The sequence below is a fragment of the Streptomyces mangrovisoli genome (genome assembly GCF_000974985.2).
In the GTDB taxonomy this organism is placed as follows: domain Bacteria; phylum Actinomycetota; class Actinomycetes; order Streptomycetales; family Streptomycetaceae; genus Streptomyces; species Streptomyces mangrovisoli.
Map to the genome: position 1 here is coordinate 48,417 of NZ_LAVA02000034.1, position 15,492 is coordinate 63,908.

15 protein-coding genes are annotated in these 15,492 nt (G+C 72.6%); 9 read left to right on the forward strand and 6 right to left on the reverse strand.

The genetic code is table 11. The features are described from left to right. Nucleotides 1–124: 124 nt before the first annotated feature. The 4 genes from WN71_RS15615 to WN71_RS15630 all read right to left on the reverse strand — a co-directional run bounded on the left by WN71_RS15615 (nt 125) and on the right by WN71_RS15630 (nt 4,115). Nucleotides 125–1,207 (reverse strand): acyl-CoA dehydrogenase family protein, encoded by a 1,083-nt coding sequence (locus WN71_RS15615; protein ID WP_046587489.1) that lies wholly within the window; start codon nt 1,205–1,207, stop codon nt 125–127. Next, the gene (locus WN71_RS15620) at nt 1,204–2,388 is read right to left on the reverse strand and encodes an acyl-CoA dehydrogenase family protein (protein WP_046587780.1); all 1,185 of its coding nucleotides are present in this window, start codon (nt 2,386–2,388) and stop codon (nt 1,204–1,206) included. The genes WN71_RS15615 and WN71_RS15620 overlap by 4 nt, the downstream gene beginning before the upstream one ends. Beyond that, entirely contained in the window at nt 2,388–3,365 is a 978-nt protein-coding gene (locus WN71_RS15625; protein ID WP_046587490.1) for an NADPH:quinone oxidoreductase family protein, read from the reverse strand. The genes WN71_RS15620 and WN71_RS15625 overlap by 1 nt, the downstream gene beginning before the upstream one ends. Nucleotides 3,366–3,479: 114 nt before the next feature. Beyond that, nucleotides 3,480–4,115 carry a helix-turn-helix domain-containing protein gene (locus tag WN71_RS15630; RefSeq protein WP_046587492.1) on the reverse strand — a complete coding sequence of 212 codons (636 nt, stop codon included), beginning with the start codon at nt 4,113–4,115 and terminating at the stop codon, nt 3,480–3,482. 353 nt (nt 4,116–4,468) lie between these two features. Between WN71_RS15630 and WN71_RS15635 the strand changes: the two genes are divergently transcribed. The 4 genes from WN71_RS15635 to WN71_RS15650 all read left to right on the forward strand — a co-directional run bounded on the left by WN71_RS15635 (nt 4,469) and on the right by WN71_RS15650 (nt 8,220). Further along, complete coding sequence (locus WN71_RS15635) at nt 4,469–6,007, forward strand: ATP-dependent DNA ligase (RefSeq protein WP_046587493.1); 1,539 nt, start codon at nt 4,469–4,471, stop codon at nt 6,005–6,007. Beyond that, complete coding sequence (locus WN71_RS15640; protein WP_046587494.1) at nt 6,004–6,468, forward strand: NUDIX hydrolase; 465 nt, start codon at nt 6,004–6,006, stop codon at nt 6,466–6,468. Before WN71_RS15635 ends, WN71_RS15640 begins: the two co-directional genes overlap by 4 nt. A 107-nt stretch (nt 6,469–6,575) precedes the next feature. Then, complete coding sequence (locus tag WN71_RS15645; protein ID WP_046587496.1) at nt 6,576–7,961, forward strand: NADP-dependent succinic semialdehyde dehydrogenase; 1,386 nt, start codon at nt 6,576–6,578, stop codon at nt 7,959–7,961. A gap of 25 nt (nt 7,962–7,986) precedes the next feature. After that, nucleotides 7,987–8,220 carry a DUF6213 family protein gene (locus WN71_RS15650; protein ID WP_046587498.1) on the forward strand — a complete coding sequence of 78 codons (234 nt, stop codon included), beginning with the start codon at nt 7,987–7,989 and terminating at the stop codon, nt 8,218–8,220. 151 nt (nt 8,221–8,371) lie between these two features. On the opposite strand, the gene WN71_RS15655 is transcribed toward WN71_RS15650, so the two are convergent. After that, nucleotides 8,372–9,601, reverse strand: coding sequence for an acyl-CoA dehydrogenase family protein (locus tag WN71_RS15655; protein WP_046587499.1), 1,230 nt, complete (start codon nt 9,599–9,601; stop codon nt 8,372–8,374). A 170-nt stretch (nt 9,602–9,771) separates the two neighbouring features. On the opposite strand from WN71_RS15655, the gene WN71_RS15660 reads away from it, so the two are divergent. Beyond that, nucleotides 9,772–10,413 carry a TetR/AcrR family transcriptional regulator gene (locus WN71_RS15660; RefSeq protein WP_046587501.1) on the forward strand — a complete coding sequence of 214 codons (642 nt, stop codon included), beginning with the start codon at nt 9,772–9,774 and terminating at the stop codon, nt 10,411–10,413. A 59-nt stretch (nt 10,414–10,472) separates the two neighbouring features. Here WN71_RS15660 and def read toward each other — a convergent pair whose 3' ends face one another. After that, on the reverse strand, nt 10,473–11,012 hold the full coding sequence (gene def, locus WN71_RS15665) for a peptide deformylase (RefSeq protein WP_046587502.1): 540 nt from the start codon (nt 11,010–11,012) through the stop codon (nt 10,473–10,475). Between the two features lie 148 nt (nt 11,013–11,160). Between def and WN71_RS15670 the strand changes: the two genes are divergently transcribed. The 4 genes from WN71_RS15670 to WN71_RS15685 all read left to right on the forward strand — a co-directional run bounded on the left by WN71_RS15670 (nt 11,161) and on the right by WN71_RS15685 (nt 15,471). Next, the gene (locus WN71_RS15670) at nt 11,161–12,399 is read left to right on the forward strand and encodes a MurT ligase domain-containing protein (RefSeq protein ID WP_046587505.1); all 1,239 of its coding nucleotides are present in this window, start codon (nt 11,161–11,163) and stop codon (nt 12,397–12,399) included. A gap of 20 nt (nt 12,400–12,419) precedes the next feature. Beyond that, nucleotides 12,420–13,148 carry a type 1 glutamine amidotransferase gene (locus WN71_RS15675; RefSeq protein WP_046587506.1) on the forward strand — a complete coding sequence of 243 codons (729 nt, stop codon included), beginning with the start codon at nt 12,420–12,422 and terminating at the stop codon, nt 13,146–13,148. Between the two features lie 240 nt (nt 13,149–13,388). Beyond that, complete coding sequence (locus WN71_RS15680) at nt 13,389–14,414, forward strand: 6-phosphofructokinase (protein WP_046587509.1); 1,026 nt, start codon at nt 13,389–13,391, stop codon at nt 14,412–14,414. Between the two features lie 103 nt (nt 14,415–14,517). Continuing rightward, complete coding sequence (locus tag WN71_RS15685) at nt 14,518–15,471, forward strand: cytochrome c oxidase assembly protein (RefSeq protein WP_046587511.1); 954 nt, start codon at nt 14,518–14,520, stop codon at nt 15,469–15,471. Nucleotides 15,472–15,492: the final 21 nt, after the last annotated feature.

Consider the following 15,492-nt stretch of genomic DNA (forward strand, 5'->3'; position numbering starts at 1 on the left):
GCGGGGCCGGAGGGCGGCCCGCCGCGGACGGGCGCGCTTCCGGTGGGGCGTCAGCTCTCGGTGGGGCGTCAGCTTCTCCGGTGGGGCGTCAGCTTCCGATGGGGCGTCAGCTTCCGGTGGGGCGTCAGGGCGCTTGCAGGTCGACCAGGGCGGCCACGGCGTCGCGATGGGCGCCCGCGGTGCCGTAGGCGATCGAGTCGGCCTTGGCGCGCTTGAGGTACAGGTGGACCGGGTGCTCCCACGTCATGCCGAGGCCGCCGTGCAGTTGCAGCGCCTCCTCGGCCGTGCGGACGGCGACGGGGGCGGCGAAGGACTGCGCCACGGCGACCGCGAGTTCGGCGTCGGCCCCGGTGGCGAGGGCGTCGGCCGCGCCCCGGGCCGCGGCGCGCAGGTGCACGACGTCCAGCCAGAGCTGGGCGAGCCGGTGCTTGAGCGCCTGGAAGCCGCCGACCGGGCGGTTGAACTGCCTCCGCTCCTTCAGATAGCCCACGGTGTCGGTCAGGGTCCGTTCGGCGAGGCCGAGCTGCTCGGAGGCGAGCAGCCCGGCACCGGCCCGCAGGGCGCGGCGCACGGCCGGTGCGGCGGGGCCGAGGCGCCGCGCGGGCGCCCCGGTGAGGGTCACGGTGGCGACCGGGCGGGTCAGGTCGAGGGAGGTCTGCGGAGTGACGACGGCGTCCGCGGCGGCCACCGCGTACAGGTCGCCGTCGCGTGCGGGCACCAGGAGCACGTCCGCCGCGGCGGCGTCGGCGACGGCGGTCAACTCACCGCTCAGAAGGCCGTCTTCGACGTCCACGACGGGGAAGTCCGCGCCCGGCGCGAGGTGCAGGCCGACGGCCAGCACGCCGATGGCGCGCCCGGACGCGAGCCGTCCGAGCAGCTCCGCGTCGCCGCTCTCCAGCAGCGCCTCGGTGGCCACCACGGCGCTCGCGAGGTACGGCACCGGGGCCACCGCGCGCCCCAACTCCTCCAGGACGACGGCCGCTTCGCGGTGCGTGGCGCCGTGGCCGCCGAGTTCCTCGGGCACCAGCAGCCCGGCGAGGCCCATGCCGTCGGCGAGGGACTTCCACAGCGACAGGTCGTGCGGGGCGTCCGACTCGACGCGCGCGAGCACGTCCGCCGGGCCGCAGTGGTCCGTGAGCAGGTCGCGCACGGCGGCGCGCAGCGCCTCTTCCTCTTCCGAGTACAGCAGGTCGGGCTGCGGGCTCATCGGGCCAGGTCCTTCCAGGCGACGTCCTTGTCGGTGCGCGGTTCGGCGGGCAGGCCGAGGACGCGTTCGGCGACGATGTTCAGCAGGACCTCGCTGGTCCCGCCCTCGATGCTGTTGCCCTTCGAGCGCAGGTAGCGGTAGCCCGCGTCGCGGCCGGTGAAGTCGACCAGCTCGGGCCGGCGCATGGTCCAGTCGTCGTACAACAGGCCCTCTTCGCCGCGGAGTTCGACCTCCAGGCCGCTGATCTCCTGGTTGAGGCGGGCGAAGGCGAGCTTCATGCCGGAGCCCTCGTAGCCGGGCTGGCCCGCGGCGAGCTGCTGGCGCAGGCGTTCGGCGGTGAGCCGGGCGACCTCGGCCTCCACCCAGAGGCCGACGAGGCGCTGGTGCAGGTCGGGGGTGCGCAGTTCGGGCCGCTCGCGCCAGGTCCGCGCGACCGGGCCGATCATGCCGCCCTCGCGGGGCAGCCGCATCCCGCCGATGGAGACGCGCTCGTTCATCAGCGTGGTCTGGGCGACCCGCCAGCCGTCGCCGACCTCGCCGAGGCGGCGGCTGTCGGGGATGCGGACGCCGGTGAGGAAGACCTCGTTGAACTCCGCCTCGCCGGTGATCTGGCGCAGCGGGCGCACCTCGACGCCGGGGTCGGTCATGTCGCAGACGAAGTAGGTGATGCCGGCGTGCTTGGGCACGTCCGGGTCGGTGCGGGCGATGAGGATGGCCCAGCGGGCGAGGTGGGCGCTGGAGGTCCACACCTTCTGCCCGTCGACCACCCAGTCCCCGTCGTCCTGGCGGACGGCGCGGGTGCCGAGCGCGGCCAGGTCGGAGCCGGCGCCGGGCTCGCTGAACAGCTGGCACCACACCTCCTCGCCGGTCCACAGGGGCCGCAGGAAGCGCCGCTTCTGCTCCTCGGTGCCGTAGGCGAGGATCGTCGGGGCGGCCATGCCGAGGCCGATGCCGATCCGTCGCGGGTCGTTGTCGGGGGCGCTCGCGGCCTCCAGCTCGGCGTCCACGACGGCCTGGAGGGTGCGCGGCGCGCCCAGGCCGCCGAGGCCCTCGGGGTAGTGCACCCAGGCGAGTCCGGCGTCGAAGCGGGCTTCGAGGAAGGCCTGCCGCCCGGTCTCGGCGGGCGGGTGCGCGGCGAGCAGTTCGGCGGTGCGACGCCTCAGTTCGGCTGCGTCGACGATCATACGGCGGCTCCCTCGCTCAGGGCGGGCAGCACCGTGACGCGGCCCGTGGTGAGGCCGTCGCCGACCCGCTGCACGGCGGCCGCGGCCCCGGCCAGCGGGACGCGCTCGCTCACCAGGGGCTTGACGACGCCCCGGGCGGCCAGCTCGGTGAGCTGCTCGTGGCAGTGCTGGACCAGCTTGGGGTTCTTGGTGTTGTACAGGCCCCAGTGCAGGCCGACGATCGAGTAGTTCTTCACCAGGGCGTGGTTGAGCGCGGGGCTCGGGATGGAGCCGCTCGCGAAGCCGACCACGACGATACGGCCCTCGAAGGCGACCAGCTTGGCGGACTGGGCGTAGGCGTCGCCGCCCACCGGGTCGTAGATCACGTCGGCGCCGCGGCCGCCGGTGGCCTGCTTGACCGCGGCCACGACGTCCTCGGTGCGGCGGTCGACCACGACGTCGCAGCCGAGTTCGCGGGCGACGGCGGCCTTGTCGGCGCCGCCGACGACGCCGATGACGGTGGCGCCCGCGGCCTTGCCGAGCTGGACGGCGGCGCTGCCGACGCCGCCGGCTGCGGCGTGCACGAGCAGCGTCTCGCCGGCCTCCAGGTGCGCCCTGCGGTGCAGGCCGAACCAGCCGGTCTGGTAACCGATGTGCAGGGCGGCGGCCTGGGCGTCGTCCAGCGCCTCGGGGGCGGGCAGCAGGGCGGCGGCGTCCGCGACCGCGTACTCGGCGAAACCGCCGTACGGCAGGGCCGGGTTGGCGATGACGCGGCGGCCGTCCTCGGTCTCGCCGCAGATCTCCACGCCGGGGGTGAACGGCAGCGGGGGCCGGACCTGGTACTGGCCTCGGCACATCAGCACGTCGGGGAAGTTGATGTTGGCGGCGCGCACGCGCAGCAGCACCTGCCCCTCGCCCGGCACGGGTGTCTCCGCCGCTTCGAGGCGCATCACCTCGCTCGGCTCGCCGTTCTCGTGCACGTGCCATGCCTGCATGGGGGGCCTCCACGGGCTGCGTCGACTGCGTCGTCGGACCGGCCGTCGGACCGGTCGATCGCATACTAAGCGGTCGCTTGCCTTCAGGGAACCGCGGCGGCCGGATGGCCTCCGTCACTCCTCGCCCGCGCCGCCCCCACCGCCCTCCTGCCGCGGCCGCGCCCGCACGTGCATGCGCTCGCCCTGCGGCCCGAACAGGCTGAGGAACTCCACCGGACCCTCGCCCGTCGAGCCGAACCAGTGCGGGACCCGGGTGTCGAACTCGGCCGCCTCCCCCGGCGCCAGCACCACGTCGTGCTCGCCGAGGACCAGCCGCAGCTTTCCCGAGAGCACGTACACCCATTCATAGCCCTCGTGGGTGCGGGGGTCGGGGTGGCCGGTGCGGCGCGGCTCGATGATCTTGAAGGCCTGGAGGCCGCCGGGCTGGCGGGTGAGCGGCAGGTAGGTGCGCCCGTGCCGCACGATCGGCCGCGCCCGCACCCGCGGGTCTCCCACCGGCGGGGCGCCGACCAGTTCGTCCAGCGGCACCTGGTGCGCCCGCGCGATCGGCAGCAGCAGCTCCAGGCTGGGCTTGCGCAGCCCGGACTCCAGGCGGGAGAGGGTGCTGACGGAGATGCCGGTCGCCTCCGAGAGGGCGGCGAGGGTCACCTCGCGCTCCTTGCGGATGCGACGCAGGCGGGGGCCTACGGCGGCGAGCACGCCGTCGGTGTCGTCGTCGGCGCCGGCGTCGTGGGCGGTCTCGTCATCCATGACTTCATTGCAGTTTCGGCAAGGCCGTTTGTCAATTCGGCAGCGCGGGCCGGGTCGGGGTCGTTGGTGCGGCTCCGTCGTGGCTGATCGCGCAGTTCCCCGCGCCCCTTTTTGGATGGGGCCGGATCGCGGGTGGATGACTGCGGGCCGTCGTGGGCTGGTCGCGCAGTTCCCCGCGCCCCTTTTTGGGGGCGCGGGGAACTGCGCGGGTGACCACGACGCGGCCGCAGCAGTCCGTCCGGGGGCAGGCCCCACCCCTCAGGGGCGCGGGGAACTGCGCGAACACCCCCCACCGGTCCGCGGGCGGATACCGCGCAGGTGTGCCGCCGGACGGCCCGAGGCACGATGGCTGCATGTTGCTGACCCGGCTCGCCGACGTGTCGCGGGAGGTCGCCGCCACCTCCGCCCGGTCCCGCAAGACCGCCCTGCTCGCGGAGTTGTTCCGGGAGGCGGACGCGGACGACGTACCGATCGTCATCCCGTACCTGGCGGGACGCCTGCCGCAGGGCCGCCTCGGGGTGGGGTGGAAGGTGCTCGGACGGCCCGTGGAGCCCGCCGCCGCACCGGGGCTCACCGTGCGGGAGGTGGACGCGCTGCTCACCGAGCTCGCGACCGTCGCGGGCCCCGGCTCGCAGGCCGAACGACAGCGGCTGGTGGCCGAGTTGATGGGCGCCGCCACGGCGGACGAGCAGCGGTACCTGCTCGGACTGCTCACCGGCGAGGTACGGCAGGGCGCGCTCGACGCCGTCGCGGTGGAGGGCCTCGCCGAGGCGACCGGCGCGCCCCCGGCGGACGTACGGCGGGCCGTGATGCTGGCCGGGGCGCTCCAGCCGGTGGCGCAGGCCCTGCTCACCGAGGGGCCGCCCGCCCTGGAACGGTTCCGGCTCACCGTGGGGCGTCCGGTGCTGCCCATGCTGGCGCACTCCGCGTCCTCGGTCGGCGAGGCGGTCGCGAAGCTGGACGGCTGCGCGGTCGAGGAGAAGCTGGACGGCATCCGGGTCCAGGTCCACCGGGACGGCGACACCGTACGCGTACACACCCGCACCCTCGACGACATCACCGACCGGCTGCCCGAAGTGACGGCGGCCGCACGGGAGTTGCCGGGCGAGAGATTCATCCTGGACGGGGAGGTGCTCTCCTTCGGGCCGGACGGGCGGCCGCGGTCCTTCCAGGACACCGCGGGCCGCGTCGGCTCCCGGGTGGACGTGGCGACGGCCGCCGAGGCGGTGCCCGTCTCCCCCGTCTTCTTCGACGCGCTCGCCGTCGGCGACCGCGACCTGCTCGACCTGCCGTTCACCGAGCGCCACGCGGAGCTGGCCCGGCTGGTGCCGGAGCCGATGCGGGTGCGCCGTACGCTCGTCACGGGGCCTAAGGACACCGCGCGGGCCGAGGCGTTCCTCGCCGAGACGCTGGCGCGCGGCCACGAGGGCGTCGTGGTCAAGGCGCTCGACGCCCCGTACAGCGCCGGCCGGCGCGGCGCCTCCTGGCTGAAGGTCAAGCCGGTGCACACCCTCGACCTGGTGGTGCTGGCCGCCGAGTGGGGCCATGGCCGCCGTACCGGAAGACTCTCCAACCTGCACCTCGGGGCGCGCGGCCCGGACGGCGCGTTCATCATGCTCGGCAAGACGTTCAAGGGCATGACGGACGCGATGCTCGCCTGGCAGACCGGCCGGCTGCGCGAACTCGCCGTCGAGGAGCACGGCTGGGGCGTCACCGTACGCCCCGAACTCGTCGTCGAGATCGCCTACGACGGCCTCCAGCGCTCCACCCGCTATCCGGCGGGCGTGACCCTGCGTTTCGCCCGCGTCGTGCGCTACCGCGAGGACAAACGCGCCGAGGAGGCCGACACCGTGGAGAACCTGCTGGCGGCCCATCCCGAGGTGCACCCGTGACCGCGCGGCGCAGTGCCGGTCTGCTGCTCTTCCGGCGCACCGAGGACGGCTTGGAGGTGCTGCTCGGGCACATGGGCGGGCCCTTCCACGCCCGCAAGGACGCCGGGTCGTGGAGCGTCCCGAAGGGCGAGTACGAGCCGGACGAGCCGGCCTGGGACGCGGCGCGCCGGGAGTTCCGCGAGGAGCTGGGGCTCGCCCCGCCCGACGGGGAGGCCCTGCCGCTCGGCGAGGTCAGGCAGTCGGGCGGCAAGATCGTCACGGTGTGGGCGATCGAGGCCGATCTCGACCCGGCGGACATGGTGCCCGGCACCTTCACCATGGAGTGGCCGCCGCGCTCCGGGCGGACGCAGGAGTTCCCCGAGCTGGACCGGGTCGCGTGGCTGGGCCTGGACCGGGGCCGGGAGCTGATCGTCAAGGCACAGGCCGCGTTTCTCGACCGGCTGGCGGAGCACACGGACTGAACACGCGCCCACGGACCGGGCACGCGTACTGAACAGCGGCCCACGCGTTGCGCGCGGCAGCGCGGCGCGCGAAGGTCGAAGCACACCCGCTCACAGGGAGGTCGGTCATGCCCATCGCGACGGTGAATCCGGCGAACGGCGAGACGCTCAAGACGTACGAGGCCATGGGCGAGGAGGAGCTGGAGCGCCGGCTCCAGCTCGCGGAGGCGACGTTCCGCACGTACCGGACGACGTCGTTCGCCGAGCGCGCCCGGTTGCTGAACCGCGCCGCCGACCTGCTGGAGGAGGACCAGCAGGAGATCGGCCGGGTGATGACCACCGAGATGGGCAAGCCGGTCGTGCAGGCGCGCGCGGAGGCCGTGAAGTGCGCCAAGGCGATGCGCTGGTACGCCGCCCACGCCGAGGAACTGCTCGCCGACGAGGAGCCCGCCGAGCGGGACGTGAAGGACTCCGGCGCGGCCCGGGTGCGGGTGCGCTACCGGCCGCTGGGCCCGGTGCTCGCGGTGATGCCGTGGAACTTCCCGCTCTGGCAGGTGGTGCGCTTCGCCGCGCCCGCGCTGATGGCGGGCAACGTCGGCCTGCTCAAGCACGCCTCGAACGTGCCGCAGACCGCGCTGTACCTGGAGGACCTCTTCCACCGGGCGGGCTTCACCGAGGGCACCTTCCAGACCCTGCTGATCGGTGCGGGGGCGGTCGACGAGATCCTGCGCGACGACCGGGTCAAGGCGGCGACCCTCACCGGGAGCGAGCCGGCCGGGCGGGCCGTCGCGTCCACCGCGGGCGAGATGATCAAGAAGACCGTGCTGGAGCTGGGCGGTTCGGACCCGTACGTGGTCATGCCCTCGGCCGATCTGGACCGTGCGGCGAAGGTCGCGGTGACCGCGCGGGTGCAGAACAACGGCCAATCCTGCATCGCCGCGAAGCGGTTCATCGTGCACACGGACGTCTACGACGCCTTCGCCGAGCGATTCGTCGCGGGGATGCGGGAGTTGAAGGTCGGCGACCCGATGGAGGAGGACACCGGGGTCGGGCCGCTCGCCACCGAACAGGGCCGGGCCGACCTGGAGGAACTGGTCGACGACGCGCGGCGGGCCGGGGCGCAGGTGCTGTGCGGTGGCGAACGTCCGGACGGGCCGGGCTGGTACTACCCGCCGACCGTGCTCGCCGGCATCACGCGTGCGATGCGCATCCACCGGGAGGAGGCGTTCGGGCCGGTGGCCACGCTGTACCGGGCGGCCGATCCGGACGAGGCGGTGCTGATCGCCAACGATTCGCCGTTCGGCCTGAGTTCGAACGTCTGGACGCGTGACGACCAGGAGGTCGAGCGGTTCGCGCGGGATCTGGAGGCGGGGGCGGTGTACGTGAACGGGATGACCGCCTCGCACCCGGCGTTCCCGTTCGGCGGGGTCAAGCGGTCCGGGTACGGGCGTGAGCTGTCCGGGCACGGAATCCGCGAGTTCTGCAACATCACGACGGTTTGGCAGGGTGCGTGAGGGCCGCGCGGCTACCATCCCGTCTGTGAACCGCGAAGTAACTCTGCCCCTGATCGTCGACGACCGGGGCACCTTGCAGGTCGCCGCGGCCGATGTCAGCAAGTTGTTGCGGACGCTCGGCGGCCGGTGGCTGCACCTGGTCGAGGCCGGCGAGGACGAACTCGACGAGGACACCGTCGCCGCGCTCACGATCGAACTGGCGAAGCTGGCCGACCGCATCGACGTGGCGTGCATCGCCCACAGCAGCGGTTCCCCTTGAGGGCGGGCGGGTCTGGCGGGGCAGCGGTTTCCGTGCGGGTCCGTCGTGGCTGGTCGCGCAGTTCCCCGCGCCCCTTCTGGGGGCGCGGGGAACTGCGCGAGCGAGCACGACGGGCCCGCGGACGCCCGTGGACACCTGCGAGCCCCCGCGTCTAGCGGATCGCCACACCCCCGGCCAGGGTCCTGGCGATCACCAGTCGCTGGATCTCGCTCGTCCCCTCGAAGATCGTGTAGATCGCCGCGTCCCGGTGCATCCGCTCCACCGGGTATTCGCGGGTGTAGCCGTTGCCGCCGAGGATCTGGATGGCCTGGGCGGTCACCTTCTTCGCCGTCTCGCTGGCGAACAGCTTCGACATCGAGCCCTCGGCCGCGGTGAACGGCTTGCCGTTGATCGCCATCCAGGAGGCCCGCCACACCAGCAGCCGCGCCGCGTCGATGGAGGTGCGCATGTCGGCGAGCTGGAAGGCCACACCCTGGTTGTCGATGATCGGACGGCCGAACTGCTCGCGGGTGACGGCGTAGTCGAGCGCGACCTCGTAGGCGGCGCGGGCGGTGCCGACCGCCATCGCGCCGACGGCCGGCCGGGACGCCTCGAAGGTGGCCATCGCCGCGTTCTTCACCCGCTCGCCGCCCGCCCTGGCGCGCTCGCGGGCGCGGGCGAGGCGCTCGTCGAGCTTCTCCTTGCCGCCGAGGAGGCAGGAGCCGGGCACCCGCACGTCGTCGAGGACGACCTCGGCGGTGTGCGAGGCGCGGATGCCGTGCTTCTTGAACTTCTGGCCCTGGCCGAGGCCGGGCGTGCCGGGCGGGACGATGAAGGACGCGTGGCCCTTGGAGCCGAGGTCGGGGTCGACGACGGCGACGACGACGTGGACGTTGGCGATGCCGCCGTTGGTCGCCCACGTCTTGGTGCCGTTCAGGACCCACTCGTCCTTGGCCTCGTCGTACACCGCGCGGGTACGCATGGAGGCCACGTCGGAGCCGGCGTCGGGCTCGGAGGAGCAGAACGCGGCCACCTTGACGTCATTGGCGTCGCCGTACATCTGGGGGATCCAGGTGCCGATCTGTTCCTCGGTGCCGTTGGCGAGAACGCCCACGGCGGCCAGGCCCGTGCCCACAATGGACAGGGCGATGCCCGCGTCGCCCCAGAACAGCTCCTCCATGGCCATCGGGATACCGAGGCCGGTGGAGTCGAAATACTGCTGCGCGTAGAAGTCGAGGGAGTAGATGCCGACCTTCGCGGCCTCCTGGATGACCGGCCAGGGAGTCTCCTCACGCTCGTCCCATTCGGCGGCCGCGGGGCGGATCACGTCGGCGGCGAAGCCGTGCAGCCAGTCCCGGACCTCCTTCTGTTCGTCGTTGAGCTCCATGGTGAACTCGGCCATGTCCCCTCCAGCGGCGGTGCGTGCATGTTACTAGCGGTAACCTGAGTCTGTTACCGATCAGTAGGAAAAGTCAACTCCTGACGTCGGGTCGGCAGCCCGTTCGATGTCAGGGGCGTTGTCAGTGTTAGTTTGCGCAGGCGTCACCGAAACAGCACGGGTGGGGAGAGCACATGGACACCACGCAGCGGACCGAACAGCAGAGGTCCGCCGACCGCCGACGGCGCGAACTCCTCGAGGCCGCGGACCGAGTGGTGCTCCGCGACGGCCCGCAGGCCTCGATGAACGCCATCGCCGCCGAAGCGGGCATCACCAAGCCGATCCTCTACCGGCACTTCGGCGACAAGAGCGGCCTCTACGCGGCGCTGGCCAAGCGTCACACCGACGCCCTGCTGGCCTCGTTGCGGGCCGCGCTGGACGCCCCCGCCGAGCGCCGCGAGCGGGTGGAGGCCACCCTCGACACCTATCTCGCCGCGATCGAGGCCCGCCCGCAGGTGTACCGGTTCCTGATGCATCCGGCCGAGGGCACCCAGGGTGAGCAGGAGTTCGACACCGGCAAGCACAGCGCACCGCTGCTGCGCAGAATGGGCGAGGAGCTGGCCCAGGTCATCGAGGAGCGCCTCGACCTCGGCCCGGGCAGCCAGCAGCTGGCCAGGGTCTGGGGCCACGGCATCGTCGGCATGATGCACGCGGCGGGCGACTGGTGGCTCGGCGAACGCCCCTGCACCCGCGCGGAGTTGGTCAAGAGCCTCGCGGACCTGCTGTGGGGCCGGCTGGCCGCGGCCGGCGACAAGATCGGCGGACCGGGTTTCTGAGCCGGCCCACCGAGCCGGCGGCCGGCACCGGGGATGGGGCGACGCCCCCCGTACCCGGCTCACCGGCCCCACGACGCCCGTGTCACCTGCCGCATCAGCCGGCGGCGGCGCAGCCCCGTCAGACGGTCGGCGTACACCCCGCCCTCCAGGTGGTCGCACTCGTGCTGGAGACAGCGGGCGAAGAACCCCGTGCCGTGCACGGTGACCGGCTCCCCGGTCACCGTGAAGCCCTCGACCACGGCATGGTCGTAGCGCTCCGTACCGGCCTCCAGGCCCGGCAGGGACAGACAGCCCTCCGGACCCCGCAGGACCAGTCCGTCGGCCGTGACCAGGCGGGGATTGACCAGATGGCCCAAGTGACGTACATCTTCGTCGTCCGGGCAGTCGTACACGAACACCCGCAGGGGGACGCCGATCTGGTTGGCCGCGAGGCCCACCCCCTCGGCGGCGTACATCGTGGCGAACAGGTCCTCGACGAGGCCCGCGAGATGCGGGCCGAAGTCGGTGACCTCCCGGCAGGGCTCGCGCAGTACGGCGTCGCCGAGCAGGGTCAGTGGCCGGACGCGCCCGCGGGTGCCCGGGATGGAACGGTGTCGCATGAGCGCAAGAGTAGGGTCTCGGGGGCGCAGCCCCGCCGCGCAGGGGCAGGCCGGAATTCGGGTGCATGCATGTATCTCGATAGGCTGACCATCACCACGTTGCCGTCAGGCAGAGGCGCGGCGCGTACGCAAGGAGGATCGAGAACTGATGTCAGCCAACTCGGACCCGCTTTCGCCGCGGGCCAAGCTCGCTGTGACCGCGGGCAAGGCGGTCGCTGCGGCGTCGCGAGCCGCGGGGCGCGGCAGCGGATCGGTGATCGGCGGCCGGGTGGCCCTCAAACTCGATCCCGACCTGCTCGGCCGGCTCGCCCAGAACCTGGACTGCGTCCTGGTCTCGGCGACCAACGGCAAGACCACGACCACCAGGCTGATCGCCGAGGCGCTGCGCGCCGCGGGCCCGGTCGTGTCCAACGCGCTCGGCGCGAACATGCCGGCCGGCATCACCTCGGCGCTGGCCGGCGGCTCGGAGTCGCGGTTCGCCGTGATCGAGGTGGACGAGAAGTACCTGGCGGGCGTGGCGCGTGACACCGACCCCAAGTGCATCGCGCTGCTGAACCTCTCCCGCGACCAGTTGGACCGCGCGGCCGAGACCCGGATGCTCGCCGAGAACTGGCGCGAGGGCCTGGCCGGTTCCAAGGCCGTCATCGTCGCCAACTGCGACGACCCGCTGGTGGTGTGGGCCGCGTCGTCCTCCCCCAACGTGATCTGGGTCGCCGCGGGGCAGATGTGGAAGGACGACGCCTGGTCCTGCCCGGCCTGCGGCGGTGTGATGCAGCGGCCCGGCGACGACTGGTTCTGCGGCGAGTGCGGCTTCCGCCGCCCGGCGCCGACCTGGGCGCTCTCCGGTGACCACGTGCTCGACCCGCACGGGTCGGCCTGGCCGATCCACCTCCAGCTGCCGGGCCGCGCCAACAAGGCCAACGCGGCCAGCTCCGCGGCCGTCGCCGCCGTCTTCGGGGTGCCGCCGCAGGTCGCCCTGGAGCGCATGTACCAGGTGCAGGCCGTCGCCGGGCGCTACGACGTCGTGCAGTTCCTCGGCCGCGACCTGCGGCTGCTGCTCGCGAAGAACCCGGCCGGCTGGCTGGAGACCTTCTCGCTGATCGACCCGCCGCCGACCCCGGTGATCCTCTCGGTGAACGCCCGCGGCGCGGACGGCACCGACACCTCCTGGCTCTGGGACGTCGACTACACCCGGCTCACCGGCCACCCGATCTTCGTGATCGGCGACCGCAAGCTGGACCTCGCGGTCCGCCTGGAGGTGGCCAACCAGCACTTCCAGGTCTGCGACACCCTCGACCAGGCCGTGCAGCAGGCCCCGCCCGGCCGTATCGAGGTCATCGCGAACTACACCGCGTTCCAGGACCTGCGCCGCCGCGTCGGCAACTGACCCCGAAGGGCGATCACCTCATGAGCGACAACCAACTGCGGCTGGTGTGGATCTACCCCGACCTGCTCAGCACCTACGGCGACCAGGGCAACGCCCTCGTCGTGGAGCGGCGGGCCCGGCAGCGGGGCCTGGACGTGGCGCGGCTCGACGTGCGCAGCGACCAGCCGATCCCGACGTCCGGCGACATCTACCTGATCGGCGGCGGTGAGGACCGCCCGCAGCGGCTCGCGGCGGAGCGGCTGCGCCGGGACGGGCACCTGTACCGGGCGGTGGAGAACGGCGCGATCGTCTTCTCGGTCTGCGCCGGGTACCAGATCCTCGGCCACGACTTCATCAACGACCTCGGGCAGCGCGAGCCGGGCCTCGGCCTGCTCGACGTGACCACGGTCCGCGGTGACGGCGAGCGGTGCGTCGGCGACGTGCTCGCGGACATCGACCCGCGCCTCGGCCTGCCGCCGCTGACCGGGTTCGAGAACCACCAGGGCCACACGCGGCTCGGCCCGACGGCCCGCCCGTTCGCCCAGGTCCGCCTGGGCCGCGGCAACGGCACGGGGGACGGCACCGAGGGCGCGTACAACGACACGGTGTTCGGCACGTACATGCACGGGCCCGTGCTCGCCCGCAACCCGCAGATCGCCGATCTGCTGCTGAAGCTGGCGCTGGACGTGAACGCGCTGCCGCCGATCGACGACCACTGGTACGAGGCGCTGCGGAACGAGCGCATCGCGGCGGCGCAGCAGCCGGCGTGAGCCGCGGGTGGGCCACGGCTCGCCCGGACAGCAGTTCCAGAGCCACTGCAGGAACCTTCAAGCAGGTATCGGCAGCCTCGTGAGCGGGCCCGCCTGACGGTGGGCCCGCTCACCTGTGCGGGCCCGTCCACCAGGCGGACGCCCGCTACGGTGCGACCCCCATACGCCGATATGGTGGCCGGGATCCAGCCGGACAGCGTGGTCCGGTCCCCGGCCCACGTTGAGAAGGTATTTCGGGCTATGCGCATTGGTGTCCTCACGTCCGGCGGCGACTGCCCCGGCCTGAACGCCGTCATCCGGTCGGTCGTGCACCGCGCCGTCGTGGACCACGGCGACGAGGTCATCGGCTTCCGGGACGGCTGGAAGGGCCTCCTGGAGTGCGACTACCTCAAGCTCGACCTCGACGCGGTGAGCGGAATCCTTGCTCGCGGCGGAACCATCCTGGGCTCCTCCCGCGTCCAGCCGTCCCATCTGCGGGACGGCGTGGAGCGGGCCAAGGGCCACCTCCAGGAACTCGGCCTGGACGCGATCATCCCCATCGGCGGTGAGGGCACGCTCAAGGCGGCCCGGCTGATGTCGGACAACGGGCTGCCCGTGGTGGGCGTGCCGAAGACCATCGACAACGACATCGCGGTCACGGACGTCACCTTCGGCTTCGACACGGCCGTGGGTGTCGCCACCGACGCCCTGGACCGGCTGAAGACGACCGCGGAGTCCCACCAGCGCGTGCTGGTCGTGGAGGTCATGGGCCGCCACACCGGCTGGATCGCGCTGCACTCCGGCATGGCGGCGGGCGCGCACGCCATCGTCGTGCCGGAACGCCCCTTCGACATCGAGGAGCTGGCCCGCCGGGTCGGCGAGCGGTTCGAGGCGGGCAAGCGGTTCGCCATCGTCGTCGCCGCGGAGGGCGCCAAGCCCGCGGCCGGGTCCATGGACTTCGACGAGGGCGGCAAGGACATCTACGGCCACGAGCGGTTCGCGGGCATCGCGCGCCAGCTCTCCATCGAGCTGGAGCAGCGGCTCGGCAAGGAGGCCCGTCCGGTCATCCTCGGCCACGTCCAGCGCGGCGGCACTCCGACCGCGTACGACAGGGTGCTGGCCACCCGGTTCGGCTGGCACGCGGTGGAGGCCGTGCACCGCGGCGAGTTCGGCCACATGACCGCGCTGCGCGGCACCGACATCGTGATGGTGCCGCTCGCGGAGGCGGTGGAGACGCTGAAGACGGTGCCCGCCGACCGGTACGACGAGGCGGAGTGCGTGCTCTGATCCACAGTGCTCGAACTGCCCCCGGTCGCGGACGCGGCCGGGGGCAGTTCTACTCTGGGTCCGGACAGACGGCACACAACCCCCACGAACCAGGAGCCGGCGGATGGACCACAGCGGGCACGGCATGACCATGGATCTGCCGCCGTTCACGCTGGGGCGGGGACTCCAGTGGTCGGCGGACCCGTTCTTCCTCGTCGCCTGCGTCCTGGGACTGGCCCTGTACGGCTTCGGCGTGCTGCGGCTGCGGCGGCGCGGGGACTCCTGGCCGGTGGCGCGGACGGTGTCCTTCACCGTCGGGGTGCTGACCATCGCGCTGATGATGTGCACCGCGCTGAACGACTACGGCATGGTGATGTTCAGCGTGCACATGGTGCAGCACATGATCATCAGCATGCTGTCGCCGATCCTGCTGCTGCTGGGCGCGCCGGTGACGCTCGCGCTGCGCGCGCTGCCGGTCGCGGGCCGGGGCCGCAAGGGCCCGCGCGAGCTGCTGCTGGCGGTGCTGCACAGCCGGTACATGCGGATCGTGACCCATCCCGCGTTCACCATCCCGATGTTCATCGCGAGCCTGTACGGGCTGTACTTCACCCCGCTGTTCGACACCCTGATGGGGTCGCGGACCGGGCATGTCGTGATGATGATCCACTTCCTCGCCGTGGGCGTGGCGTTCTTCTGGCCGATCATCGGCGTGGACCCGGGTCCGCACCGGCCGGGCCATCTCATGCGGATGCTGGAGCTGTTCGCGGGGATGCCGTTCCACGCGTTCTTCGGCATCGCGCTGATGATGGCGTCGGCGCCGATGGTGAAGACCTTCGAGCATCCGCCCGCCTCGCTCGGCCTCGACGCGCTCTCCGACCAGAACGCGGCGGGCGGCATCGCCTGGGCCTTCAGCGAGGTCCCCTCGGTCCTGGTGCTGATCGCCCTGCTCTTCCAGTGGTACGCCTCCGAGAAGCGGCAGGCCAAGCGCTCGGACCGGGCCGCGGACCGCGACGGCGACCAGGAGCTGGAGGCGTACAACGCCTATCTGGCCTCCCTCAACGCACGCGGTGGTGGCTGAACCCCTTCCGTTCGGCCGGTC

Excerpts from the sequence above, each read along its gene's own strand:
- WN71_RS15680 (WP_046587509.1), top strand. The coding sequence starts at position 13,389 with ATGCGCATTGGTGTCCTCACGTCCGGCGGCGACTGCCCCGGCCTGAAC.
- WN71_RS15660 (WP_046587501.1), top strand. The coding sequence starts at position 9,772 with ATGGACACCACGCAGCGGACCGAACAGCAGAGGTCCGCCGACCGCCGA.
- WN71_RS15670 (WP_046587505.1), top strand. The coding sequence starts at position 11,161 with ATGTCAGCCAACTCGGACCCGCTTTCGCCGCGGGCCAAGCTCGCTGTG.
- WN71_RS15615 (WP_046587489.1), bottom strand. The coding sequence starts at position 1,207 with ATGAGCCCGCAGCCCGACCTGCTGTACTCGGAAGAGGAAGAGGCGCTG.
- WN71_RS15625 (WP_046587490.1), bottom strand. The coding sequence starts at position 3,365 with ATGCAGGCATGGCACGTGCACGAGAACGGCGAGCCGAGCGAGGTGATG.
- WN71_RS15630 (WP_046587492.1), bottom strand. The coding sequence starts at position 4,115 with ATGGATGACGAGACCGCCCACGACGCCGGCGCCGACGACGACACCGAC.
- def (WP_046587502.1), bottom strand. The coding sequence starts at position 11,012 with ATGCGACACCGTTCCATCCCGGGCACCCGCGGGCGCGTCCGGCCACTG.
- WN71_RS15655 (WP_046587499.1), bottom strand. The coding sequence starts at position 9,601 with ATGGCCGAGTTCACCATGGAGCTCAACGACGAACAGAAGGAGGTCCGG.
- WN71_RS15685 (WP_046587511.1), top strand. The coding sequence starts at position 14,518 with ATGGACCACAGCGGGCACGGCATGACCATGGATCTGCCGCCGTTCACG.
- WN71_RS15675 (WP_046587506.1), top strand. The coding sequence starts at position 12,420 with ATGAGCGACAACCAACTGCGGCTGGTGTGGATCTACCCCGACCTGCTC.
- WN71_RS15645 (WP_046587496.1), top strand. The coding sequence starts at position 6,576 with ATGCCCATCGCGACGGTGAATCCGGCGAACGGCGAGACGCTCAAGACG.
- WN71_RS15635 (WP_046587493.1), top strand. The coding sequence starts at position 4,469 with ATGTTGCTGACCCGGCTCGCCGACGTGTCGCGGGAGGTCGCCGCCACC.